The following is a 25,590-nucleotide window of genomic DNA, read 5'->3' as shown; positions in this document are numbered from 1 at the left end:
GATGATTTAGGCAAGCCTTTGTGCCGAGTGCCAGCGTCTGGAGCGGATAAGTGTCTGAAACCGTTTCGACATTTCGAGACGCCATGGGCGGTCAAAATGGTGCTTCCTAGTCTTTGTTGCACTCACGATAAAATAACCAGTTGGTGAATTCTTGACTTGAAGGGCCGAAAGGAATCGGCAAAAGTAAGGGTGCTAATCAATCCCTTCATGGATTCGACGTCTTTCCGGACCAACGTCCGACCACACCTCTGTTTTGGAATATGACCGTGAGCAGCAATGCTTTAACACGCACGACGAAGCCATCCGCTTCGATGGCGAAGGCGACTGCGGCAGGCTGGGGCAAGGGCCTCTTTACGCTCGTCCGCATCACCGTCATGGCGTTCCGCCATCCCTGGCAATCCGGTTTCGCCATCGGCGCAACCCTTGTCGCCTCAACCTTCCAGCTCATGATCCCGCGTCTGCTCGGTCGGGCGGTCGACCACACGCAGGTTGCGATGGAAGGCGGCCAGGCGGGACAGATCGCACAGGATGCGCTGCTGACCACGGCGCTGATGCTGCTCGGCGCCAGCGTCCTTCGTGGCATCTTCACGATGATCCAGAACTACTACAGCGAGAGCGTCGGCCACCACATGGGCTACGAGCTGCGTCTTGCCTGTTACGAGAAAATCCAGCGCCTTTCCTTCAGTTTTCATGACAGCGTCCACTCTGGCGATCTGATCACCGTCGGTCTGCTCGACCTCGAAGGCGTGCGCATGTATTTCTCGACGGCGCTGGTGCGCATGGTGCTGTTGACCATGCTGATCGGTATCGGCGCCTACATGCTGCTTTCCACCGATGTCGTCCTCGGCTTGCTTGCCTTGAGCTTCGTGCCTTTCGTTGCCTGGCGCTCCTCGGTCACGCAGTTGCGGTTGCGCGCGACCTGGCTCGACCTGCAGGAACGGCTGTCGGTGCTGACCCGGATCATGGAGGAAAATCTCGGCGGCATCCGCGTGGTCAGGGCCTTTGCCGCCCAGGCGCACGAGATGATGAAGTTCGAGGGCGCCTCGAAGAACGCCTTGACGCTCGCCCATCAACGCGTCGGCATCCGTGTCATCAATACCAGCGCCATGACCTTCTCCTTCTTCGCTGCCATGGGCCTCGTCCTCTGGGTTGGCGGCGGCAAGGTGATGGCTGGCGAGATGACGGTCGGTACGCTTACTTCGTTCCTGACCTTCATGACGATCCTGCAGATGCCTGTCCGCCAGCTTGGCCTGATGGTCAACGCTTTCGCCCGCGCCTCCACCTGCGGCACCCGGCTGTTCAACCTGCTCGACCTCGAAATTGCCGTGCGGGATGCCCCTGACGCCAGGGATCTGGTGCTCAGCGACGGGACGCTGCGCTTCGAGAATGTAAGCTTCGCCTATCCGAGCTCACCGATGCACGAGGTCCTGAGCAACGTCTCCTTCGAGGCAAAGCGCGGCGAGACGATCGGCATCGTCGGGCCGCCCGGTAGCGGTAAGTCGACGCTTGCCCATCTGATCCCGCGCTTCTACGACGTCACCAGGGGCAAGATCACCATTGATGGACAGGATATCCGCAAGGCGACGCTGCAGTCGCTTCGCCGTGCGATCGCCGTTGTCCAGCAGGACTCCTTCCTGTTCACAACCTCGATTGAAAACAACATCGCCTATGGCGACCCCTGGGCGAAGGAAAGCCGAATCGAGCGCGCGAGTGAAAGTGCCCAACTGCACAACTACGTGCTCGGCCTGCCGACCGGCTACGGCACGGTCGTTGGAGAACGCGGTGTGTCGCTCTCGGGAGGACAGCGCCAGCGCCTGTCGATCGCCCGTGCCCTGATGTTGAAACCCGCCGTCATGGTCTTCGATGATTCAACGGCGGCAATTGATGCGGCCACCGAACAGCGCATTCGCTCAGCGATGCGCAAGTACGCGGCTGATCGCGTGACCATCATTGTTGCGCATCGCCTGAGCTCGCTGATGCATGCCAATCAGATCCTGTTCGTCGAGAACGGGGAAATCGTCGAACGCGGCACGCACGAGGAGTTGCTGGCCGCGGGCGGGCGCTACAAGGCGCTCTACGATCTGCAGGTACGGCCGGGCGATGAGGCGCTTAGCGCCTAGGGAGGAATGAAATGGCCGAGGAACTGGAAACCGAACGCTCCGACGTTCGCGAGGATGGGCGCCGACCGCCGCGCGCCGTCGTTGGCTCGCATCGCATTGAAGAGGAGATGTTCGGCAAGGCCTTCGATGGCAACATCATCAAGCGCATCTGGGCGTTCGTGCACCCATACCGCAGGCAGGTTCTGCTATCGGTCGCTGCCGTCCTGACGTTCACGGCCATGCAGCTGCTGATCCCGCTGATCATCCGCTACGCCATCGATCACGGCATGCAGCCGGGTGGAAGTCATCAGGCGCTGACCTTCGCGATGATCGCCTTTCTCGCCGCGATCCTCATCAACTACTGCGCCAGTTACTGGCAAGAGACGCTGGTGGGCAACGTCGCGGAAGAGGTGCTCTTCGACATCCGCAAGGCGATGTTTTCGCATCTCCAGCGGGTTTCGCTCTCCTTCATGGACAAGACCGAGGTCGGCCGTCTCATGTCGCGCCTGCAGGGCGACGTCAATTCGATGCAGGAGTTCCTGGAAACGTCGGTCCTGTCTGTCGGCGATATCACGCTTCTGTTCGGCATCGTCTTCGTCATGCTCTATCTCGACTTCAAGCTCGGTCTTCTGACGCTCTCGGTCCTGCCGATCCTGTTTGTCGTTCGCCTCTTCTGGCTGCCGCTGGCGCGCAAGTCCTTCATGGCAGCACATGAGACCAATTCCGTTGCCGCAGGGGCGCTGGCCGAGGCCATCCACGGCGTGCGCGCCGTCCAGAGCATGGATCGCCAGGGCGTCAATTTCACGCTCTACGACGATAAGGCCAGGGCAAACCTGAAGACGCACCTCACAGCAGCGCGCTACGCCCAGGTGATGGTGCCGATCGTGGATTCCCTGACCGGCGTTGCCATGGCGCTTGTCATTGTCGTTGGCGGTGCACGCGTTCTCAATCAGGCGCTCGATGTCGGCGTGCTCGTCGCTTTCCTGTTCTACATCCAACGCTTTTTCGATCCGATTCGCTCGCTGACGCTGCAATATTCGGTCATGCAGCGCGCCATGGCCTCCGGACAACGACTGACCGAGGTTCTTGATGTTCCAGTCGAAATCAGGGACGCGCCTGACGCAAAGGAGCTTTCCGCCGATATGGATGGTTCCGTCGAGTTCCGCGATGTGGTTTTCGGCTATCATCCCAAGCACCCGGTCCTGAAGCATGTGAGCTTCAAGGTGAACCCAGGCGAAACCGTGGCCCTTGTCGGGCCAACCGGTTCCGGCAAGTCGAGCTGCATGTCGCTGATCCATCGCTTCTATGATGTTCAGCAGGGACAAGTCCTGGTCGGTGGGCATGATGTGCGCGACCTGACGCAGGATTCGCTTGGCAACCAGATCGCCATGGTTCTCCAGGAGCCGTTCCTGTTTACGGGCACGGTGTTCGAGAACATTCGCTATCACAAGGTGGAAGCGACACGCGAACAGGTCATCGAGGCGGCCAAGGCGGTCGGCGCTCATGACTTCATCATGCGCCTGCCACAGGGCTATGACAGCATGCTCGGCGAGCGCGGCGGCAATCTCTCGCTCGGCCAGCGCCAGCTTTTGAGCTTTGCCCGTGCGCTGGTCGCCGATGCTAAAATCCTGGTGCTGGACGAGGCAACCGCCAATATCGACAGCTATACCGAGATGCTGATCCAGAAGGCGCTCGTCAAGCTGCTCGAAAACCGAACAGGGCTGGTCATCGCACACCGCCTCGCCACGATCAGAGAGGCGGACCGCATCATCGTCCTGCAGAATGGCGAGCTGATCGAAAGCGGTAACCACCAGCAGCTGATGAAAAACCGCAAGCTCTATTCGCGGCTCTATAACCTGAACTACGCGTCCTTCGACGATATTCCGGATGCCGTGCTCGAAGAGACGACGGCGAACGGTTCAGCGACTTAAAATCAAGCCTTCCAAGCAACGTCACTATTCGAAGAGGAGGATCTTCCATGGATTACCGCAAGCTCGGCCATAGCGGCGCTATCGTGACCGCTTACTGCCTTGGCACCATGACATTCGGCGCAGAGGCCGACGAAACTGCTTCGCACAAACTGCTCGACGACTACTTCGCCTGGGGCGGAAACTTCATTGATACGGCCGATGTCTACAGTGCCGGCAAGTCCGAGGAAATCATCGGGCGATGGCTGAAGGCGCGCCCGAGCGAGGCAAAGCAAGCCGTGATCGCGACCAAGGGACGGTTTCCGATGGGGGCAGGTCCGAACGACATCGGCCTTTCGCGCCGCCACCTGAACCAGGCGCTTGACGCCTCGCTTTCGCGGCTCGGCGTCGAGCATATCGATCTCTATCAGATGCATGCATGGGACGCACTGACCCCGATCGAGGAGACGCTGCGCTTCCTCGACGACGCCGTCTCTGCCGGCAAGATCGGCTATTACGGCTTCTCCAACTATGTCGGATGGCAGATCGCCAAGGCAGCCGAAATCGCCAAGGCACGCGGCTACACTCGTCCGGTAACGTTGCAACCGCAATATAATCTGCTGGTGCGCGACATCGAGCTGGAAATCGTCGCGGCATGCCAGGATGCCGGCATGGGGCTACTGCCGTGGTCGCCGCTCGGCGGCGGTTGGCTGACGGGCAAATACCGGCGCGACCAGACGCCGACGGGCGCTACCCGCCTCGGGGAAAACCCGAGCCGCGGCATGGAATCCTACGCCCAGCGGAATGCGCAGGAGCGGACGTGGGCGATCATCGAGACGGTAGAGGCGATCGCCAAGGCCCGTGGTGTGAGCATGGCACAGGTCGCCCTTGCCTGGACTGCGGCGCGACCGGCGGTAACATCCGTCATTCTCGGAGCCCGGACGAGCGAGCAGCTCGCAGACAATCTCGCTGCTGCAAAGCTTCTGCTTTCCGAAGAGGAGATGACGAAGCTTAGCGATGTCAGCCAGCCGCATGTGGCCGACTATCCCTATGGGGCTGGCGGCACAAACCAGCGCCATCGCAAGATCGAAGGCGGGCGGTAGGATTGGCGGGCGGCCGGAATTTTCCGGCCGCCTTGTTCTTCAGAGGCGCACGCCGCTCGCGTCGTCGAAGAGGTGCAGTTGCGACGGATCGACGGTCACGCCGACCGTTTCGCCTGCGCGTGCTGTACCGCGGCCCGTCTCGACGATCGTCAGCTCGGGGGTCGTCGCCGCCGTGACGAAGGTGGATGAGCCGGTGGATTCCACCACCGCGACAGGCACATCGAAGGTGCCCTGCCCGGGTGCGGTTACGCCGATATGCTCGGGACGAATGCCGGCAGTCACCTTGCGGCCTGGCTGGATCTGATGGTCGATCGCGATCTTGTGCTTCACGCTGCCGAGATCGATGGTCAGGCTCCTGCCGTCTTCGCCTGCTACCGCCGGGATGAAGTTCATGGCCGGTGAGCCGATGAAACCTGCAACGAACTTGTTGGCGGGCTTGTCGTAGAGATCGAGAGGCTTGCCTTGCTGCTCGATCACGCCCTCGCGCATGACGACCACATGGTCGGCCATTGTCATGGCCTCGATTTGGTCGTGGGTGACATAGACCGAGGTGGCATGCAGACGGTCGTGCAGCGCCCGGATTTCCTTGCGCATGTGAACACGCAGTGCGGCATCGAGGTTGGAGAGGGGCTCATCGAACAGGAATGCTTTCGGATGGCGGATGATGGCGCGGCTCATTGCAACGCGCTGGCGCTGGCCGCCGGAAAGCTCGCGCGGGTAACGCTTCAACAGATGCGACAAGCCAGTTGTAGCAGCGACCTCCTCCGCCGCCTTTTTGGCTTGCGCCTTGGCGACGCCGCGAATGCGCAGGCTGTAGGTCAGGTTCTCCTCGACGGTCATGTGCGGATAGAGCGCGTAGGACTGGAAGACCATGGCGACATCGCGCTTGCGCGGCGGCACGTTGTTCATCAACTCGCCGGCGATCTTCAACTCACCCTCAGAGATACTCTCAAGGCCTGCGAGCGAACGAAGCAGTGTGGACTTGCCACAGCCGGACGGACCGACGAGTGCAACAAAGGTGCCCTTTGCGATCGACAGGTTGATGTTCTTCAGGGCATGAAACGCGCCGTAGTGCTTGTTGACGCCGCTGAGCTCGATCTGATTGGTCATTTAAGGGCTCCAGAGGTGAGGCCGGATACGATGCGGCGCTGCAAGAGAACGAAGATGGCGAGGATCGGCGTCACATACATCGTGGCGTAGGCCATGATGTTGTTCCACTCGTTGGTATTCGGTCCCATGAAGGAGTTGAGACCGACACTCGCCGGCTGAAGCTCGGCAGCCTGGATCATCGACTTCGAGTAGACGAACTCACCGAATGCCTGCATGAAGATGAGGATGGCGCTGACGAGGATGCCGTTGCGGGCAAGCGGCAGCACGATACTGAAGAAGGCACCGACGCGGCTGTTGCCATCGACGAGCGCGGCCTCCTCGAGTTCCATCGGCACCGCCATGAAGGTGGCGCGCACCAGGACGACGAAGAAGGGCATGCTCTTGGCGGCGATCGCGATGATGACGGCAAGGCGCGGAAAGTCGAGCATGCCCAGTTGCGAGAAGCCGACGAAGATCGGGGTCACCATCAACGATGCCGGCAGGACCTGCAGCATCAGGATCATGAACAGACCGATATCGACCCAGACGTTGCGGTAGCGCGCCAGAACATAGGCGCAGCCGACGCCAAGAACGGTGATCAGGGTAACGGCGCCGACGGCGATGACCAGCGAGTTCCAGAGATACCGGCCCATGCCGCGGCTTTCCCAGACATAGCCGAAGGTTCCCCATTGCGGGTCGCCCGGCCAGAAGCTCGGGGGCGTTGCGAACATCTCGGACCCGCCCTTGAGGGCCGTGATGTACATCCAGTAGAGCGGGAACAGATAGATCGCCGCCATGAGGATGGCGATCACGAGCATAAGGCGGTTGCGTGTCGTATCGCTCATCCGCGCACCTCATGACGTGTGGAGCGGACATAGACGACCGAGGCGAACATGACGAAGATGATCATGATGACGGAGATGGTCGCGCCCTTGGCGAAATCATACTGGCGGAAGGACAGGTCCCAGGCCCAGTACTGCGTGACGTTGGATGAGTTGTTCGGGCCGCCCGAGGTGATGGCGGCAAAGAGATCGAACTGCTGCAGCGTGAAGATAAGCCCAAGTGCGATGATGGCGCCGATCGTGGAACGCATCATCGGCAGCGTGATCGTCCAGAAGCGTTGCCAGGCATTGGCACCGTCGAGTTCGGCGGCTTCATAGAGGTCACCGGGGATGCCGGACAGGCCGACCGACAGCAGGATCATGTTGAAGGCAGTCCCCAGCCAGACATTGGCGATGATGACCGCATAGAGCGAAAAATGCGGATCGGAGCGCCAGAAGATGTTGCTACTAATGATGCCGCTCTCCTTCAGGATGAAGTTGAGGACGCCGAAATCGCCCGAGAGAATCCAGTTCCAGATCGCTCCGACGACAAGGCCGGGCATGACCCAGGAGACGAGAAACAGGCCGCGCAGCCACGAGGCGCCGGGGAAATTGACCCAGAAGAACAGCGCCAGGCCAAATCCGATCAGAAACTGACCTGCGATCGAGCCGACGACGAAGATCACCGTATTGCCGAGGATCGGCCAGGTTTCCGGCTGGGCAAAGAGATCGGTATAGTTCTTGAAGCCGACGAAGGGGCGCGAGAAGGTTCCGAGGCTGAACATGTCAACCTCCTGGAAGCTCATCACCACATTGTAGATGAGCGGCAGTCCCGCCATCAGGAACAGGAAGGCCAGCGGAAAGGCGACCAGCGTGATGTCGAAGCCGCGGCCGTCTCTGACGCTTGAAAGAATCCGTTTCATCGATCCTCCAATACTCCGAACGGGGCTGCCTGAAGCTTGCGCTGCAAGACAGCCCCTGCCGGGAGGAAATGGTAGGGACGGCCCGAAAGCCATCCGGTTATGCAGAGTGGATTAGCCGAGCACAGCCTTGATCTTGTCGGCAGCCTGATCGAGCGCGTCCTTCGGGCTCATCTGGCCGGTCAGGGCAGCCTGGATCGCGTCCTGGATCGCCTTGGAGATCTTCGGCCATTGCGGATTCGGGCCGCGCGGCTTGGCGTACTTCAGCTGTTCGATGAAGACCTTCAGCGCCTCATCCTTGAGCTTCTCGCCGGTTTCCGGGATGGTGATGTCGGAACGGGCCGGAAGCTGGCCGTAGTTCTTGAACATCTTGTCGTCCTTCGAGGCAAAGAACTCCAGTGCCTTGAAGGCTTCGGCCGGATGCTTCGTGCTGGAGAAAATAGCCCAGTTGAAGTCGCCCATTGCCGAGGATCGCTCAGCGCCTTCCTTCGGAACCGGAAGCAGGGCAACGCCCCAGTCGAACTTCGCCTCCTTGGTCATGCGGTCGAGTTCCCAAGGACCGGAGATCGCCATCGCGGCATTGCCGGAGTTGAAGGTGCCGGTCGAATCCCACTGGCCGCGCGTCAAGGTGTCCGGAGAAGCAAGCTTCTCGTCCATGATCGTCTTCCAGGTTTCAAGCGCCTTGACCGCGCCTTCGGCATTGATGTTCTGATAACCGCCGCCCGCCATCTGTGCCCAGGGAAGGAACTGGAAGGTGCCTTCCTCGTTTGCCTTGGCCGAGAAGGCGAGACCATAGACGTTCTTTGCGGGGTCGGTCAGCTTGCGGGCATCCTCGACAAGCTCGTCCCAGGTCTGCGGCGGCTTGTTCGGGTCGAGGCCCTTCGCCTTGAACATGTCCTTGTTGTAGTAGAGCGCGATCGTGTTGGTCGCCTTCGGCACGCCGTAGTACTTGCCGTCCCATTCGACCGACTTCAGCGGACCAGGGAAGTAGTTTTCCGGCTTGATGACCGACGATCCCTTGATCATGTCGGTAATGTCGAGGAAGGCCCCGCGCGAAGAGAACATCGCGTGCTCGGGGTTGTCGACGGCGATGATATCAGGGGCCTGGCCGGTGGCATAGGCGCGCATGGCCTCGGTGACGACATCATCGAACTGGATCAGACGATATTCGATCTTGATGCCATTGTTCTGGGCGTTGAATTCCTTGACGAGGTTCGGCGCCGGCTGGATGTCCTTGTCCAGCGACCAGAGGGTCAAGGTGACGTCTTCGGCCTTGGCGGCCAGGCCGAAGAGAGAAACGCCTGCGAGCGCCAAGGCGCCGATCATTGCAAACTTGCGGATACCCATAGTTCTCCTCCTTTGTGGTTATCCTGTCGGAAGCCGGCGATTCCTCCTCGCCGGCCGCGATGTCATCAAACCGGATCGACGACGAAATCGGCGCCCCGGGCATGCTTGAGATGGTTGAGCGCATAGACCTGACCGGTCATTTCCAGCGCGTCGCGATAAACAGGGTCGTGCCAGCCTTCGATATCGATCGAACCGGACCAGCCGGCAAGCCGCAATTCGGAGATGATGTCCGTCCAGTTGCTGTCGCCGAAGCCTGGAGTACGCATGAAGACGAATTTCTCCTTGCCGAAAATGCCATGTTCCTTGATGACGTCCCAGCGGATCGTCGCGTCCTTGCCGTGCACGTGGAAGATCTTCTTGGCCCACTTGCGGATCTGCGGCAGCGGCTCGATCAGATAGACCATCTGATGGCAGGGCTCCCACTCAAGGCCGATATGATCGTCCGGCGTTTCGTTGAAGATCAGTTCCCAGGCATCCGGGTTGTGCGCGATGTTCCAGTCGCCGGTCGCCCAGTTGCCGTCCATGGCGCAGTTTTCGAACGCGATCTTGACGCCCTTGTCGGCGGCGCGCTTTGAAAGCTCGCTCCAGATTTCCTTGTAGCGCGGCAGGCTGTCGGTAAGCGGCTTGTTGCGGATTCGACCGGTAAAGCCGGCAACGCAGGTTGCGCCGAAATGGTGAGCATTGTCGATGCAATCCTTCCAGCCCTGCAGCGTCTGCAGGTCGATGTCGGTCGTTTCCAGCGGATTGCCGAACATGCCGAGCGTCGAGATCGTGATATCACGGTCACCGATGGCGTCGCGTGAGCGTTTGCCGAGTTCGGCCAGATCCTGGCCGTTGGTCGTCTGCCAGAAGAAGGGTTCGAAGCTTTCAAAGCCCATATCGGCAATCTGGCCGATGCGCTTGTCGGCGCCGCCCTTGGAGGCGCTGACCATGGTGCCGATACGAATGGACTTGGCGGGGTTGCTCACAATCGCTTTTCCTTATGCTGAAATTTCGATGCGCTTGCCAGTCTTGGCGCTTTCGATCGCGCCGAAGACCATGGCGAGGCTTCTGATATTGTCGGAGCTTGCGGTTTCGGGCCGCTTGCCTGTCTTGATCGCCTCGACGAAGCTTGCAATGACGCTGGCATGGCCGTGCGTTTCTTCTTCGTGCGCGGGCTCGGGAACGTTTACGGGCGTAAAGCCGTGCAGGAGGCCGGGATCCTTGCCGGCGACAGCTGCATTGAATGTATCGCCGCCATCCCAGGTCAGCATGCCCTTCGAGCCGACGAGACGCCATTCGCTTTCCCAACTCGTGCGCTCACCTTCGGCGCACCAGGAGCCGCGATAGGTGAAGACGACGTCGTCGGAAAATTCGAAGGTGGCATTGGCGGATGCGCCGTGCTTGTACCAGGATCCGGTCGGATTGCGTTCGACGCAATAGACGGCAAGCGGCTTCTTGTCAGCGACATAGCGTGCTGCGTCGAAGGTATGGATAGCCATGTCGAGCAGAAGCACATTGTCCATCTCCTCGCGAAAACCGCCGAAATGCGGGCCGAGGAAGAAGTCGCAATGGATGGCGGTCAGGTCACCGATCGCCCCGCTCTCGACGAAGCGGCGCATGCGGCGGACACCGGAGATGAAGCGGCGGTTTTGGATGATGGCGTGGATCTTGCCGGTCTCGGCGGCGAGATCGATCAGCGCGGCTCCTTCTGCAAGCGAGGTCGCCATCGGCTTTTCGCTGAGAACATGGCAACCTCCCTTCAGCGCCGTCGAGACGACATTGAAACGGGCTGTCGGTATGACGACGTCGAATACGATGTCGGCCTTGGTCCTGGCGATGACGTCGGCAAGATCGCTGCCGATGACAGCGCCCTCAAGACCGAACTCGGCGGCAAGTGCTTCCGCGGCTGCCGGATTAACATCGACGAGGCCCTTGACCTCGATCGCGGCTGCAAGAGCCGGGGTTTCCTTGATGGCGCGCAACCAGCCTTTGGACATGGCTCCGCACCCGCATAGAACGGCATTCAAAATCACGATTTCCTCCGGTGGATCGTTTCCGGTTTTCCTCCCGAAACGCATCCCGTAAACGTTTACGATACTAAGCGGAAACGTTTCTTGGTGTCAATAGTGGTTCAAACAGTGCGAAATGCTGCGGAAAACACCTGCAAACCTAGGGCTTTAGATTAATACGTGCTGCACCGCAGCACGGAAAAAATCTGACTGATTTCGCCGCGGTAAATGGCTTCGGACCCTGCGCGTGTCCGGCCCGCCCGTTCCCGATGCGAGCGACAGAGAGGACATCGCTATGCCGAGTGCCGACAACCACGATCAGCGCAAGGCCCAAGACCAAGAGGCAGAGCGCAAGCATCACGCTGAAGAGAAGTCAGCAGATGACAAGCGGGCGGTTGGGGAGCCTGAGAGCGATAGCCGCGAGCGTCAGGCAGGCAAAATAATTGGCAACGGGTAGGCGCTCGTAAGCGCGGCCTGAGCTCACCATCGATTGATATCGCGCTCTCTGTCTTCAACCGCGTATCGCATCGCCTGCTCTCTACTGCACCCCAGCCTTTGCATGTGGTGGTCGAGGAGCGACTGCCGCTGCCCTTCTGCCATGACCGCAAAGACCGCTCTGAAGCGCCTCTCGCTCTCTGACAGGCCATCCAATTGTATCGTAGCAAGGCGCACCCTCTGGAGCAGCGGCGCAAGCAAACAAAAGGCGAAGAAGCCGATGCCTACGCCAACAACAGCAGCCATCACGTATTGCATTGCGACCCTCCAGAAACCGAGGAGAGTATCGGCAAAGTCTAATTCTGCGACAAGCTGCAACGTCGAAGAGGCTTACCGTCGCCCTAATGGCGAAGTTCGAATCGAGCGGATACACCCACGGGGTGGAGGGGCTTATCAGCCCCTCTTTCAGTAACTCGGGATGGATGGGAACTCGACGTTCACGGCATCGCAAGACCCATGTGCACCACCTTTGTGTACCAAGAGGGATGGCGCAAAGTGCAGCAAGATCAGATAGTTCAACCATTTCAAGGAGAAGGAATGGTGGGCGATGAGAGACTCGAACTCCCGACATCCTCGGTGTAAACGAGGCGCTCTACCAACTGAGCTAATCGCCCTCGCGAAATCGGTCCCGTTTGGTCCGCCGCGTCGGTGGCCGTGATTTATGCGGATCGTGGGGAAACCGCAAGAGCGTTTGTGAAGATTTTTTTTATTTTTTCGGAAGCGCTTTGCAGGGCTCGAACCACTAGGGGCCAACCAAGCCGATGCGCGGTGGCAAATGTCTGCCACTGCGCACTACATGTCACTATTTCTTGTCCAGCGCCATCTGCAGGATCTTACGAACCACATCCTGCGTCTCCAGGTCGACCTGCTCGGCAAGGTCGCTTATGTCGCGGGCGCCCGGGTTCCGCTGCTTGTCACGCATCTTCCGGAACAGCTCCTGTTTCACGTGAGGCTCGACATCACCATAGTACTTCGACGTCGTGCTCACCTGCTTCTGACCGAGGTTCTGGCTGAGCGCCTTCATATCCCGCAAAGAAGCGGCCCTTCATCACAGGGCTTAGCGACTGTGGAGCGGATCGCATGTGGCGTGAAGTAGGGAACACCTGCGGCAGCGGCCGCCTTCCGTAGGACCTGGCGCACGGGAGCAGCCGTGGTCAGGAATTCAAGCTCGATGCTGTGCCGGCCGATCCACGGCTTGAATGGTGTCGTAGGAAGAGAGGGGCATCTCCTCCGGCGCGCATTGCCTTCAACTCGGGTGATCCAGTCGATTACAATACCTTCGACGCCGTCTCCTATCGGAAAGCAGTCGACGATGCTCGTCTTGCTGAACTTCGTCTTCACCTCACGCGCGTTCACGCGGAGCGAGATACCGCCTGCACTGGAAAGCGATGAGCAGGGCCTTCCGACCACGCTGGAGACTATGCCTCCAGCGAAAAGGCGTCGCTCTCGCCCGCGACGAGCTCAAGGGGCCAGATCGTGTTGCGGGCACCCCTGGGATAATGCTCGGCGTAAGCCGGCATCGTCGCGAGCAAGGTCTCGGCGAGCTCGACGCCGAGATCGCGCAGTGACATACGGAAGCAGGTTAGCGATGGCTGCAGAAATTTTCCGCGAGGTTCCTCACGAAAGCCGATAACGGCCAGATCTCGACCAGGAACGATGCCCGCCTCGTTCATGCGCCGATAGAGACCAATCGCCATCAACTCGTAGATCAGAATGATGGCCGTCGGCTTGCTGTCGAGCCGTAGCATCTCATGACCGGCCTGATAGCCGCCCTGCTCGCTCGATTTGACGCGGATCACCAGCGACGGATCATACGCTATGCCGTGGCGCTCCAGTGATTGGCGATAGGCATCGACGAAAATATAGCCGAGGTTGATGTCATTGGATGGCGCCGCGATCGCGATACGGCGATGTCCCTTCGACACGAGACGATCGACAGCGCAGGCTGCAACGCCCTCGAAGTCCAGATCGATCCAGGGGTGGCTTCCGCCGGAGGTGCTGCGGCCAAGCGCGACAAAGGGGATCTTGGCCTTCACCAGAAGATCGATGCGCTTGTCGACCCGCTGCGTCGCCGAGATGATCATCGCATCGACGATGCGTCGCGCGACCATGCGCTTGAGGTATTCATGCGGATCCTCGTCGTTTGGGCACGGCAACATCAACAGATCAAGTTTGTGACGGGACAGCACACTCTGCAGGCCACCAGTAACGCCGAGGAAGAAGTTGTCGCTGTTTTCGACCGTTTCCTTGCTGGACTCGATCATCAGGCCGATGACATTGGTCGTGCCCTGTCGGAGGCTCCGGCCGGACTGGTTTGCCACATAACCCAGCTCCTCTGCCGCCGCGAGCACGCGCTTGCGGGTTTCCTCGTTGACGTCGGGCCTGTCGTTCAGCGCACGCGAAACGGTCCCGATCGAAATGTCGAGATGCTTGGCGAGTTGGCGAATTCCCTTCATTTGCGGCAATCTTCCTCCGGATTGAACGCGTCAGGTCCCTATCTGCCATACAAAAACGTTTCCGGAAAGCGCGATTGCAACCCGCAGCCGTAGCGTCAATTCTTGCTCACACAGCGGTCGACAGCGTTACTATCGCTGCCAAAGCGCCGGCGGCGGCTCCGACGGATTTCGCCACGGCGTCTGGCAGTCGCGCATGTCGTGACGGCGACAGCAGTTGAAGTAATTCCGAAAGGCCGGCGCCAACAGTGCAACTGATCGCAATCAGCATCGGAGACTGCGAATAGCCAAGCACAAAGAAGAAAGCCATCGCCGCGAAAGCAAGGCTTCTGTCAAGATTGACGTGAGTGATCGTCCGCGGACGCAGCCGTATGGGAGCGATCGTCACGAAGAGGATGAAGACAAGCAGTAGCCATGCAACTGCTTGGGCAACGACGACGAAGGTCAGCCCGCTGGCAATTTGGTCGGACACGTCGGACATCCTGTCATCGCCGGTTTGCAAGAGATTGCAAATTACAACTATGCGAAGAAAGCGAAAGCCTCAAGAATACCGTCCATCTGCAAAACCCTCGGCATCTCTTGAAGAGCACCGTCCTTTTGTGAAAGGCAGTCATCATCCCATCGCCTTCAGCGAGGTGTCATACAGATGGCTGCACGCTCGTTCTCGGGCCAATAGACGTCCGTGATCTGTAGAGGAATTGCTCCGAATCGGTGAGTGCAGGAAAGCCGTGGGCGAAACGGACGTATCACGTACGCACCTTGCAAACACTTGCAAACGATGACGAGCTAGTAGGCGTTGTGGCGGCCAATCACGGTGCCCATCGTCATGAAGACTATTTTCACGTCGAGCCACAGCGACCAGTTATTGATGTACCAGATGTCGTGGCGAACGCGGTCAACCATGCGATCCACGGTCGGGGTTTCGCCTCGGCATCCGTTGATCTGGGCCCAGCCTGTCAGGCCCGGCTTGACGTGGCGACGGGATGCGTATTGGGCAATAAGCGCTCCGTAGAGATCATCGTGCGCCAACGCATGCGGACGCGGGCCAACCACAGACATGTCACCTCTAAGAACGTTCCAGAACTGCGGCAGCTCATCCAGGCTTGTTGATCGAATAAAGCCGCCAACTCGGGTGACGCGGGGATCATTGCGTGTCGCCTGGCGTACGTCACCGGCATTTTCCATGACAGACATGCTACGAAACTTGAGGATCCGAAATGTCCGTCCGTTATATCCTTTTCGCGACTGCGCAAAGAAAATCGGTCCGGGACTGTCGAGCCTGATGGCGACCGCAACCGCAGCGCAGATCGGGAACATGACCACAAGCGCGGCTATCGAGAAGGCGATATCGAACGCTCTCTTCAGCCCGCGTTCGTAAAGCTCGAGCGGTGGGCGATGGGTCTGAAATACGCGCCGTTCTCCGACAGTCTGCGCGAAGCCCTCGACGACATCACCGACCACTCCACCGAACATGACGTTTACCGGCACACAGAACTGGCGCAGGGTGTTCAGACACTCCTCGAGCGCCCGCAAATTGCCGTAGTCGCTCCACGCAACCAAGACCTCATCGACGTCGCCTATGCCGCTTTTCACATAAGCGTCGCTCGTGGAAGCCAGCGAATGATCACCCTCGGAAATTCGCATCGTATGCTCAACGGAGAGACCGCTGAGTGCGGCACGTTGAACGACCGGTTCCGTCGACATCGCGCCTGGGCATACAAGCAGGACCCGACGGGTGGGGAACACCGCGCGCGCCATCGCCCTGTTAAGGTAGCGATACCAGAACAAGCGCAACGCCGTCAGTCCGCTTAAAGAGAGGGCCGCACTTGTGACGATTGCGCCCAGCGAAATCGTCATGTCGATCTTAAGGAACAGGATGACTGCGAAAAGGAAGAACAGGGCGGCCGGGAGGAACGCGACGATCAGCAACAATTGGCGACGGAAGGAGAACATTTCGCTTGGTCGATAAGCGTGGACGCTGAACATCGCCAGTACGAAAATCGTTGCCACAAGCAAACCGATCCCGATGTAGCGTGACGGGTCAGCCAGGGTGCCGTAGGTAATCTGCTCATAGAACAAATGCCCTGCGGCGCTCGCCGCAAGGAGGACGACAAAATCGAACGCCGCTGCGATGCAGGTAATCGCGATGCTGTGGAAGCCGAACCATTTCCGGTCGCTCTTGACCGAAAGATGCGGGCCCCAGCTCTGTTCGACTGGAATGGTCATGAAGCACACCCTCAACCCTGCCGTATAGTTAGCATGGGTTAAACGTGCCCAACAATTATCCTCGAATACGCCTTATTGCGTAACGTTGAGACAATGTCTGAATATATTTCGAATCATGGAAAGTATAGTTTGAGAATACGCAGCATAGATTGTATTTTTGTGATGGGTTTCTATTAATTTGTATTCGCGTATGGTCTCTGATTCAGATCTGTTCTTTGGATCCGCCCACTTTCGCGTGTCGTTATCTCAGAGCGGCGTTACATGCGCCGGATTCGTCGCCGACCTGCGCCATTTTTGCCGAGCGGAAGCCAGGTCGTTTTGCGATTTGCGCGCCGGAACCGCGCTTCCTGCCCTACCATGTAACCGGGATCGCTGTCGAACCTGAAAACATTGAGGTTTTCGGGCAAACCGCTGGGCTCGGCTATCTCGGTACGTCCAGCTTGTTGACTGCGAACTGATAGTTGTTGCCGGTGCCCGCGCGGGTGACCACCAGCTTGCGTGTCCTTGTTGTGATACGCGCAAAATTCCCGTCCGTCGTGATCGACCGCGCGATCGAAATCTTGGCGGAGTCTATTCCCGGGAACTTTTCCGGGCATGCCTTGCCACCGATGCCATACATGCGCGTGCCGCCTTTTTCGTAACGCTGCAAAATGGGCCGGCCGCCCGGGTCGGCAAGAACGTTGCAGCCTGGCGCATTTGGTACCGGAACCATCCGATACCAGGGGCTGTCACCGAAAGCGCTGAGCACGGATAATGACAGCAGGGCGGAGGCGACAAGAGATAGTCTCAGCATGGCCCGGCTCCTTCGTTGCCAACCCTGCAAAGGTATATTAGCAAACGCTGAGCGACAAGATTCCTCCGGGTTTCGGAAGAGATCTTGGGGCTTGCAGGTGTCCCTACCCCTTCACGGCGCCGGCGGTCATTGAGCCGGAAATCTGCCTGTACATGACGAGACCGAGCACCGCAGGCGGCAGCGCGCCGAGCATCATGACGGCCGATGCGGTTCCCCACTGCACCCCGCCTCCGCTGGCGGCAAAGAAGAAGGAGGCGCCGACGGTCATTGGAACGGCCTGGCTGGTCGTCAGCATGAGGCCAAACAGGAACTCGTTCCAGGCGGTGATGAAGCCGAAGATGAAGGTGGTCACCAATGCCGGCCTGACGACGGGCCGGATGATCATCAGCATCACTTGCCAGGAGCTGGCGCCATCCACCTTCGCTGCTTCGTCAAGTTCCAGGGGCACGTCGGAAATGGCATTGACCATGATGACGAGCGCAAGTGGCGTATTGACAATCGTCAAGATCAGGCCCAGCCCAAGCCGCGTATCCAGGAGGCCAAGCCATTGATACATCATATAAAGCGGGATGGCGAAAATGATCAGTGGCACGGCTCGCAGGTTGATGATCACAGGCAACAGGGTGCGCTTGCCCGCCTCGCTTCGAACAATGGCATAGGCCGCCGGGAAGGCCAGAAGGATCGCAAGGCTCGTTCCGATGAGCGAGGCAACGGTACTGTTGAAGAGATACGAGTAAATATTGAACCGATCCGTGTGTGTCAGAACCCGAAGGTAGTTCTCAAGTGTCGGTTGGCTTATCCAGAGACCGGGATTGATTGACAGTTCACTCGCGCTCTTCAACGAGGTGACGAGTGTAACGATGACCGGAAAGTTCATTGCGAGCGTAGCAATTGCAAAGACGAGCCAACGAGCAGTGTTCAGCATCGCTATCTCCTCCTGCGACCGGCAAGCCAGTTGAGAGCATAGAGCACCGCAAGCGAGGCGACGAACAGCATGACGGATGCCGCAACCGCCTTGCCGATGGCGCCCTCCTTGAAAAAGGCCTGGTAGATGTAGATCGAAAGCGATGTCGTTGATCCCCCGGCGCCACTGCCGGTCAGCGCGTAAACGTTGTCGAATACGCGAAAGCCATCGATGAAGCGGATGAAGAAGGCGATGACGAGTGTGGGAAGCATCAGCGGCAGTTCGATCCACCACAGGATCTTGAACCAGGGGGCGCCGTCGAGCTCGGCCGCTTCCCGCACATCGAGCGGTATCGCAACGTAGGCCATATAAAAGAGCAGAAAGGCAAACGGCGTCCACTGCAGCGTTTCGACGACGATCAGCGTGCGAAAGGCATTATTGATGTCGAGGAAGGCCGGGCTGTCACCGAACCACAGGAAAAGATAATAGGGCACCGGCCCGGCAAACTCGTGCAGCACAAGCCGATACATCAGGCCGATCATTGCGGGAGCCACCATCAATGGCAGCATCAACGGCGCCATCAGAAACGATCGCTTCGCAAGCAGTGGCGCAAGGAAGATCGCAAGGAACAGGCCGATCAGGCATTCGGCAAGCGCGGTCAGGATGCCGAAGCGCATCGAGAAGGATACAGCCTGCCAGAACTCTCGGTCGACCAGCACAGATGCGTAGTTGCCAAGCCCGCTGAGGCTCGGACTGCGCAGGTTCTCGAAGCTCACGGTAGAGACCGAGTAGATGAGGTTGACGAGAGCAGGAAAGCCCAGAAAGAGAAGCAGGAATGCCACAAGCGGTGCGAGATAAGCTCTGCCTTCGGCACGTTTTACAATAGCCATTATGGTCCGCCGGGTGTGCCGGCGCCAGGCGAAACCTGACGCCGGGTTCGTCTTACTTCTTCAGGAGATCCTGCATGCCCGTCTTCACATGGGCAAGCGCGTCGTCGAGGCCCTGTTGGCCCGCCCAGTAGCCCGTGAATTCCTTTGCCTGAAGTTCATAGACCGACAAGGCATTGGCGGAGGTGGCGCCGTTCATCACATAGCCATACTTGCTCGCGAACTCGCCGAGTTTGACGAGATCAGGACGCTCGCTGGCGACCTTGGCTACGACTTCGGGCGAAAGGGCCGGAGAACCACCGCTTTTGGCGTAGAGAAGTGCGGCATCCTCGCTTGCCAGCCATTTCAGGAACTTGGTGGCACCTTCCTTGTTCTTGGCATTCTTGTTAAGGCCAAGCCCGAGGCCGTGGATGTGATCCGCGCGGCCGTCGGGGCCAGCGGGCGGCGCGACGATGCCGGTCACTCCGGCAACGGCCGGCGACTTTTCAGCGTTGGTCAGATCGGCCGCTGCTGCATTCCATTGCAGCGCAGTTGCAGCCTGGCCCGAGCCATAGGCGGCATTGGTCTCGGCGTACTCGTAGCTCAGCGAATCCTTCGGGGAAGCGCCTGCATCATAGAGCTTCTTGTAGAGCTCGAGGCCGGTTTTGTACGCATCGGAATCGACGGTGATCTTGCCGTCCTTGTCCATCCAGTTGCCGCCGTAGGAGCGTGGCAGGGATTGGAAGACCATCATGTTGAAAAGCAGGTTCTTCATCTGCAGGACAGTGCCGTAGCGCACGGGACTTGCCGAATTCGCCTGCTTGCTGAAATAGAGCGCAGTTGCTGCCCAATCGTCCCAGGTCCAGCTGTCGGGGTCCTTCGGCTGGAGTTCCTTGCCGAGGTACTTCTGGGCGATTTCCCCGTAGGTCTTCTTGGCCGCCTCGTCCTTCATCAGGGCGTCGATGAGATCCTTGCGGTAGTACATGAAGTGCAGGGAAAGATCCGTTGGCACACCATATTGCTTGCCATCGAACTGCATCGTCTTGAGGACGGATTCGCCAAACACCTTTGCTGCGTCCGAGCCCAGTTCGACAGGCTCCATGTAAGGCGCGTAACGGCCGATCGAATAAGTGGCAACCAGATTGACGTCGAAGGCATCGGAGCCGGCGGCCATGTCGGCCTGCAGCTTGTCGAAGAAGCCATCGCGGTTGAAGAACAGCAACTGCACCTTGTCGGCGTCGCTGATGCCGGCCTGAGCATTGTAGGCTTCGACCGTTGCTCTGAGCGCGGTTTCCTCCGAGCCACCGGGCCAGCCGAGCACCGTTACAGTCGCGTTTGCAATACCCGGCAGTGCGACGCTCGCAAGGAGCGCAGCCAGTGTCGGAAGAGACCTGGTTATGGATTTCATCGTCGTTCCCTTTCTTTTATCAGGTTTCATGCCATTCGCCCGCCGCTACCTGCCCTCACCAGCAAGATCTGCAGCGCCAATGATACCGGCGCGGCGGCCGAGCTTTGCAGCCACCAGACGCGGAGTGAGCCGAGGCGACATGCCAGACAGATGGCTGCGCATCAGATCGAGATAGCCTTCCGCCAGGCCGATGCCGCCGCCGATCACGATCACATCGGGATCGAACATCAGCTGGATATCCCGGCAGAGCGTCGCGGCGCGATTGGCCGAAAGGGACATGATATCGGCTGCCCAAGTTTCACCGTTGCGCGCGCGCTCAAAAACCTCGACGGCGTCGATCGGGTGGCCGGTCTTCAGGGCCTCGCTCGCAATCCATCTGCCGGACGTCTGATCTTCGAACGGAGCCTGCCCCTGCGATGGTGACCGGATCAGGCCAAAGTGGCCGGCAAGCCCTGACAACGGCTTGCCGTTGATGACAACCCCTCCTCCGATACCGGTCGAGATCGTCAAAAAAACAAGATCATCACCTGACCCCGCCCCGAACCTGTACTCGCCCCAGGCTGCAGCCTGCGCATCATTGACGGCAAAAGTGGGCTTGCCAAACAGTGCAGCGACGCGATCGACCAGAGGGTAGCGATCAGGAATTGAAAGCGTTGCCGGATTGAGCGCCGACCAGGCGCCGCCTTCGATGAAGCCGGTCACTGCAATCCCGATCCGTTCGTACTGGTTCCGCCAATTTGCGGTACTCTCGGCCACTTTTAGAAGCCAGGCGTCCGGTCCAGCGTCGCGCGCGGTCGGAACGACGATCTCTTCCAGAACGGTACTGCCGCTGACGAGTGCTGCCATCGTCTTGGTGCCGCCAATGTCGATCGAGAGGACGGTTTCGCGGTTTGCGCTATTATAGGCCTTGGCGATCGCCTCATTGAACCATGATGTCACATGCTCGGTGCGGGTAATGGCTGAACCAACGACGACCGCAAACGCCCCCGCTTGCGCGGCCGCCAGAGCCTGCTCCGGCGAACGGATGCGACCTTCGGCGATGACATAGGGCGTGAGCTGTCGCATCGCCGCGATGAGCTCAATGTCCGGGTCCACGGGTTCCGGTCCGCCAACATAGCCCGAGAGTGTCGTGCCAACGAAATCGACGCCTGCGGCAAGGGCCCGCCTGGCGTCATCGAGAGAGGAGCAGTCCGCCATCGTCAGCTTGCCCCTCGCCTTGATGATGCGGACCAGTTCCTCCACCGAAGCCGGGCGAGGCCGATCCGTCGCGTCAAAGGCGATGACGTCGGCACCGGCATCGGCAAGCGCCTCGGCGTCGGAGACGAAAGGTGTAATGCGGACCGGACTGTCTGGAAGATCCCTCTTGACGATGCCGACAATCGGAGCGGAAACGACGGGACGAACAGCTTTCACATAGGCAACTGACTCGATCCTCAGTGCCTTGGCACCGGCGTTCAGTGCCGCTTTCGCAAAGCCAGCGACGAAATCGGCACGATCCATCGGCCCACCGGGAACCGGCTGGCAGGATACGATAAGGCTATTCCTGATGTCTTCCCGTTGCACTCGTGACACTCCATTTCGGTATCACGATAAAAGGAAAATACCAGATTACAACCAGTTTGTATCTGGTCTTATCGCTGAAGCTCGAAGACGAAGTCGTAGACGTCACCTTTGTAGCGTGTCTCGCAGTATTCCACGATCTGCTCGTCAGGCAGGAAGCACCGTCTTTCGGTCATCAGAAGTGGTGCGCCCACCTCGCAATGAAGATGGCGCGCATCTTCGCTGGTTGCTGCTCTCGAACGCATGCGCTGGATTGCCCGTTGCGGCATGAAGCCACGCGCCTCAAGCGCTTCGTATAGTGAATCCCGGACCAGATCGGGCGAGGGAAGAAAGCGCGTCGGCACGGTTGACGTTTCGACCGCGATAGGTGCGCCATCCGCTGTGCGAACGCGTTTCATGCGGATCACATTTGCATTGGCTGACAGCCCGAGCGCCATCATCTCCGTTGGCGAAGGGCGGCTTATGTGCTTGGAAATCCACACACATCCGGCCACCATGCCGCGAGCGCGAATATCTTCCGAAAAACTCGTCAAAGTCGACATCGACTTCTCGACGCGCGATCCGACCTCCGTCTTGAAGCCGTGGCGGCGATTGAGAAGACCCTCTTCCTCAAGCAATGCCAAGGCTTTGCGAACCGTCACGCGTGAGAGGGACAGGCTCTCGGCAAGAACCCGCTCTCCCGGCAGAACGGCGCCTGCCTTCACGGCATTGGAGCGAATGGCTGCTTCAATGGCCGATTTGAGCCGTTTGTAAAGCGGCACATCGGGCGCCGTCAGGCTCAGTTCCTTGGCTACAAGTTCGATCAAGCTGATACCTGGCATGCCTATCCTCGCAACAGATCGATTGCCAAAAGATTCTTGGAAATCGCCATCTGGAGCTATACTGGTATTATGCCGGTCATGCAATTGCTCTCGAATTGCGATGATCGCGCTGCACCTGCAAGGTCTTCGAGAGCCAGCCTGACGGTGGAAGGATGATTGCGACCGGCCGTGCTGATGCACAGGCTCGATAGTGGCCTGAGGTCTGTTTGTTCTGACACGCGCAAGGCCAGAGGCACGCGCGCAGAACCTCACAACTGACAGCGTGGCTATGATCTATGCCGTCAGGCGACGGGCAGAGAGCACCTGTCGGCGCTCCCACCATACAAGCATGAGGCTGGAGGCGACGATGAGGACTGCGCCTGCCACGACATTGACCGTCGGGACCTCCGACCAGATCAGATAGCCATACAGGAACGCCCAGACGAGGCCGCTATATTCCATCGGCGCAAGCGTTGAGGCGGGGGCATGGCGGAAGCCCTCGTAGAGCAAATACTGGCCGGCTGCAGCGACAATGCCGAGACCGATCATCAATGCCCAACCGAACAGATCCGGCGTCTTCCACAGCCATGGCAGCATCGCGCCGCAGGCGACAACGAACAGGAAGCTTGTTGCCATCATCTGGTTCAGCGTGCTTTCGGTGCGGCTGACAAGACGAACGAGGACGGTGCTCCACGCCCAGCAGAAGCCTGCGAAGATGACCATCCCCGCCGGTACGAGACTTGGCGCTTCTGCTGGATTAGCGGCAAGCAGCACGCCGGCGAACCCGCCGATGCACGCGAGCCAGCGCATCGGCCCGACATTTTCCTTGAGAATGAGGATCGACAGTACCACGACCATGATGGGTGCTGAGAAATACATCGTCGTGATCTCGGCGAGACCGAGATGGCGTGCAGCCGTATAATAGGCCATCCATGCCGAAAGCATGAGCCCCGCCCGCAACAGCAGCGATTTCCGGTGTGGGCTCTTGAGTATTGACGGATGGCGCAGCCGGCGGACCATGATGCCGGCGATAACAACAATCATGATGCTGCGCATGAAGAGGATCTGCGGAACAGCGTAGTCCGCCACGAGCCACTTCACGACTGCGTCCTGGATGGCAAACAGTGAATAACCCGAACATGCGAGCGCAATTCCGACGAGCGGGCTCGGGGCGGGGTCAGGGGATCGTTGGAGCATTGGCCTGCGGCGGGAGTTACGTCTTGTGCGTGACGCCTAGCAAGAAGCTCGCCTCGTGACAATCGCAAGAAATCATAGTGCAAAGCTGCCTCGGCCAATCCGGCGTCTTGGCGCTCGCGGTGACGCCAATGCTTTGATGATGTGGGAAGAACCTCGCATCGGGCCTTGCCTCGTGGGCACAACTGGGGTGTATCATGCGCCATCTGACGCAAGGCAGAAGGGTGCGCGTGATGAATGAAGGCAAGTCGGCGCTTTACTTGGCGGCGTCGTGGGCACTATGGCCCGCAATCTTTGCGGCTGGATTGATCGGGGCGGGTTGGGCTTTTAACAGTGAGGCACCGCTGTTGTGGTTCAACGTTGTCTATCTGTCGATCGTGGCGGCGATCGCAGGCTTCGAGCGGCTGATGCCCTATGAACAGGAATGGCTGAAGCATGATGGCGAAACATTCAACGACATCGCACATACGCTCCTGACAAAGGGGGGCGTGCAGCTTGCCGCGGCGATCGGAGCGTCCGCCCCGATTGCGATTGCCACTGTTGTGCAGCCGGCAGTCACATCGCCAACATCAATTTGGCCGGATCACTGGCCTGTCGCCTTTCAGGTCGTGCTGGGGTTGATCATCGCTGAGTTCGGTCTCTACGTTGCGCATCGTGCTGCGCACGAGTTTCTTTCGCTGTGGCGGTTTCATGCCCTGCATCACAGCGTCGAGCGCCTGTGGGTCGTCAACACCGGCCGCTTTCACGTCGTCGATTCGCTCTTCAAGATCGCGCTTAGCCAGATCCCCCTCTATCTCTTGGGCGCGCCCTTGCCGGTCTTTCTCTGGACCAGCGCCGTTACGGCCTTCATCGGCCTTCTCACCCACTGCAACATCGATGTCAGGACAGGTCCCCTCGACCGGATTTTCAGTACACCCCGATTACATCGATGGCATCACTCCAGAGTGTTGGCCGAAGGCAACACCAACTACGGCGAAAATCTCGTATTGTGGGATCAGATATTCGGCACTTATTTCAATCCCGCGCGCCGACCGCCAGCCGAGATCGGAATCAGCGGAAGGGTTGCCGAGGGCTTTCTGGCGCAACTTGTGCAGCCCTTTTCTGCGAAAGGGTTCAGGCAGATCCTGGGGCGGAAGCCGCCATCGATCAAAGGTCATCCTGCGAGCGGTGCGTCTCGGCAGGCGCGTTACGAACCCAACGGTAACCCCGAACTAGAATAGAGTGGCCATTCTGCGAGGAACTGTCAGTTGACAACGATCGGCCCTGCAGCGCTCAATGCGGTTTAAGGGCTGCCTTATGGTTCCGATAACCGATCGAATGGCGTCTCCCGTAGCGACGCCCGCCTGACTAAAACTCGACGCAGAAACCTCTGGGCGCATTAGTCGCACAGCCGACTGTTATCAACACCGCAAAAAAGAATGGTTCGATTGGAAAGGGCATTGTTCCCTTTGGTCTGACAATATATTGCGCGCGATTTTGGGTAAATAGTCGGCCGTGAAGAACACGGAAGCTGCTGATTAGACATAGGAATCGAAGGATCTGCAGATCTTCTAATTGCCGGAAACAGCCACCGAACGGGCTGTTTCCTTGCAAAATCAGTTTGAGGTTTCCCTG

23 protein-coding genes and 1 tRNA gene are annotated in these 25,590 nt (G+C 59.1%); 4 read left to right on the top strand and 20 right to left on the bottom strand.

Annotated features, from left to right (window positions below; translation table 11 throughout):
• Positions 1 to 311: 311 nt before the first annotated feature.
• From IB244_RS22915 to IB244_RS22905, 3 genes are read left to right on the top strand one after another with little or no spacing between them, the layout of a single operon-like run.
• Entirely contained in the window at positions 312 to 2,120 is a 1,809-nt protein-coding gene (locus tag IB244_RS22915) for an ABC transporter ATP-binding protein (RefSeq protein WP_192305797.1), read from the top strand.
• 11 nt (positions 2,121 to 2,131) lie between these two features.
• Positions 2,132 to 4,030: an ABC transporter ATP-binding protein gene (locus IB244_RS22910; protein ID WP_192305701.1), complete on the top strand. Its 1,899-nt coding sequence runs from the start codon at positions 2,132 to 2,134 to the stop codon at positions 4,028 to 4,030.
• Between the two features lie 47 nt (positions 4,031 to 4,077).
• Complete coding sequence (locus tag IB244_RS22905) at positions 4,078 to 5,109, top strand: aldo/keto reductase (RefSeq protein WP_192305699.1); 1,032 nt, start codon at positions 4,078 to 4,080, stop codon at positions 5,107 to 5,109.
• A 39-nt stretch (positions 5,110 to 5,148) separates the two neighbouring features.
• Here IB244_RS22905 and IB244_RS22900 read toward each other — a convergent pair whose 3' ends face one another.
• From IB244_RS22900 to IB244_RS22810, 19 genes are all read right to left on the bottom strand, one after another.
• Positions 5,149 to 6,219, bottom strand: coding sequence for an ABC transporter ATP-binding protein (locus IB244_RS22900; protein ID WP_192240006.1), 1,071 nt, complete (start codon positions 6,217 to 6,219; stop codon positions 5,149 to 5,151).
• Complete coding sequence (locus tag IB244_RS22895; RefSeq protein ID WP_192305697.1) at positions 6,216 to 7,043, bottom strand: carbohydrate ABC transporter permease; 828 nt, start codon at positions 7,041 to 7,043, stop codon at positions 6,216 to 6,218. Before IB244_RS22895 ends, IB244_RS22900 begins: the two co-directional genes overlap by 4 nt.
• Positions 7,040 to 7,942 (bottom strand): carbohydrate ABC transporter permease, encoded by a 903-nt coding sequence (locus IB244_RS22890; RefSeq protein WP_018856679.1) that lies wholly within the window; start codon positions 7,940 to 7,942, stop codon positions 7,040 to 7,042. Before IB244_RS22890 ends, IB244_RS22895 begins: the two co-directional genes overlap by 4 nt.
• Before the next feature lie 111 nt (positions 7,943 to 8,053).
• Positions 8,054 to 9,286: an ABC transporter substrate-binding protein gene (locus IB244_RS22885; protein ID WP_018856680.1), complete on the bottom strand. Its 1,233-nt coding sequence runs from the start codon at positions 9,284 to 9,286 to the stop codon at positions 8,054 to 8,056.
• 65 nt (positions 9,287 to 9,351) lie between these two features.
• Entirely contained in the window at positions 9,352 to 10,254 is a 903-nt protein-coding gene (locus IB244_RS22880) for a sugar phosphate isomerase/epimerase family protein (protein ID WP_025658231.1), read from the bottom strand.
• A gap of 12 nt (positions 10,255 to 10,266) precedes the next feature.
• Positions 10,267 to 11,346 carry a Gfo/Idh/MocA family protein gene (locus tag IB244_RS22875; protein ID WP_210332916.1) on the bottom strand — a complete coding sequence of 360 codons (1,080 nt, stop codon included), beginning with the start codon at positions 11,344 to 11,346 and terminating at the stop codon, positions 10,267 to 10,269.
• 411 nt (positions 11,347 to 11,757) lie between these two features.
• Complete coding sequence (locus IB244_RS22870) at positions 11,758 to 12,030, bottom strand: hypothetical protein (protein WP_192305695.1); 273 nt, start codon at positions 12,028 to 12,030, stop codon at positions 11,758 to 11,760.
• A 280-nt stretch (positions 12,031 to 12,310) separates the two neighbouring features.
• Positions 12,311 to 12,386: transfer RNA gene (locus IB244_RS22865), tRNA-Val, on the bottom strand.
• A 188-nt stretch (positions 12,387 to 12,574) separates the two neighbouring features.
• Positions 12,575 to 12,805: a hypothetical protein gene (locus tag IB244_RS22860; protein WP_192305693.1), complete on the bottom strand. Its 231-nt coding sequence runs from the start codon at positions 12,803 to 12,805 to the stop codon at positions 12,575 to 12,577.
• A 385-nt stretch (positions 12,806 to 13,190) separates the two neighbouring features.
• Entirely contained in the window at positions 13,191 to 14,228 is a 1,038-nt protein-coding gene (locus IB244_RS22855) for a LacI family DNA-binding transcriptional regulator (RefSeq protein ID WP_192305691.1), read from the bottom strand.
• Positions 14,229 to 14,334: 106 nt separating this feature from the next.
• The gene (locus tag IB244_RS22850) at positions 14,335 to 14,706 is read right to left on the bottom strand and encodes a VanZ family protein (RefSeq protein ID WP_192305689.1); all 372 of its coding nucleotides are present in this window, start codon (positions 14,704 to 14,706) and stop codon (positions 14,335 to 14,337) included.
• Positions 14,707 to 15,011: 305 nt separating this feature from the next.
• On the bottom strand, positions 15,012 to 16,451 hold the full coding sequence (locus tag IB244_RS22845) for an exopolysaccharide biosynthesis polyprenyl glycosylphosphotransferase (protein ID WP_210334313.1): 1,440 nt from the start codon (positions 16,449 to 16,451) through the stop codon (positions 15,012 to 15,014).
• A gap of 421 nt (positions 16,452 to 16,872) precedes the next feature.
• Positions 16,873 to 17,244, bottom strand: coding sequence for a hypothetical protein (locus IB244_RS22840; RefSeq protein WP_192305687.1), 372 nt, complete (start codon positions 17,242 to 17,244; stop codon positions 16,873 to 16,875).
• 103 nt (positions 17,245 to 17,347) lie between these two features.
• The gene (locus tag IB244_RS22835; RefSeq protein WP_192305685.1) at positions 17,348 to 18,169 is read right to left on the bottom strand and encodes a carbohydrate ABC transporter permease; all 822 of its coding nucleotides are present in this window, start codon (positions 18,167 to 18,169) and stop codon (positions 17,348 to 17,350) included.
• 2 nt (positions 18,170 to 18,171) lie between these two features.
• Positions 18,172 to 19,038, bottom strand: a complete 867-nt coding sequence (locus tag IB244_RS22830; RefSeq protein ID WP_192305683.1) for a carbohydrate ABC transporter permease — start codon at positions 19,036 to 19,038, stop codon at positions 18,172 to 18,174.
• A 52-nt stretch (positions 19,039 to 19,090) separates the two neighbouring features.
• Positions 19,091 to 20,422 carry an extracellular solute-binding protein gene (locus IB244_RS22825; RefSeq protein WP_192305681.1) on the bottom strand — a complete coding sequence of 444 codons (1,332 nt, stop codon included), beginning with the start codon at positions 20,420 to 20,422 and terminating at the stop codon, positions 19,091 to 19,093.
• Positions 20,423 to 20,467: 45 nt separating this feature from the next.
• On the bottom strand, positions 20,468 to 21,985 hold the full coding sequence (locus IB244_RS22820) for a putative N-acetylmannosamine-6-phosphate 2-epimerase (protein WP_192305679.1): 1,518 nt from the start codon (positions 21,983 to 21,985) through the stop codon (positions 20,468 to 20,470).
• Positions 21,986 to 22,053: 68 nt separating this feature from the next.
• The gene (locus IB244_RS22815) at positions 22,054 to 22,803 is read right to left on the bottom strand and encodes a GntR family transcriptional regulator (RefSeq protein ID WP_192305677.1); all 750 of its coding nucleotides are present in this window, start codon (positions 22,801 to 22,803) and stop codon (positions 22,054 to 22,056) included.
• 273 nt (positions 22,804 to 23,076) lie between these two features.
• Positions 23,077 to 23,979 carry a DMT family transporter gene (locus IB244_RS22810; protein WP_192305675.1) on the bottom strand — a complete coding sequence of 301 codons (903 nt, stop codon included), beginning with the start codon at positions 23,977 to 23,979 and terminating at the stop codon, positions 23,077 to 23,079.
• 230 nt (positions 23,980 to 24,209) lie between these two features.
• On the opposite strand from IB244_RS22810, the gene IB244_RS22805 reads away from it, so the two are divergent.
• A complete protein-coding gene (locus IB244_RS22805) occupies positions 24,210 to 25,196 on the top strand; it encodes a sterol desaturase family protein (protein ID WP_246734602.1) in 987 nt (328 codons plus the stop codon).
• A 127-nt stretch (positions 25,197 to 25,323) separates the two neighbouring features.
• Here IB244_RS22805 and IB244_RS31910 read toward each other — a convergent pair.
• Positions 25,324 to 25,590 (bottom strand): hypothetical protein (locus IB244_RS31910; protein ID WP_210334312.1); only part of this gene is annotated, 267 nt, incomplete at its 5' end.

The sequence above is a fragment of the Rhizobium sp. RHZ02 genome (assembly GCF_014851575.1).
GTDB lineage: Bacteria > Pseudomonadota > Alphaproteobacteria > Rhizobiales > Rhizobiaceae > Rhizobium > Rhizobium altiplani.
Note: the sequence above shows the minus strand (reverse complement) of the source record. Positions and strands in the feature narration are given on the sequence as shown.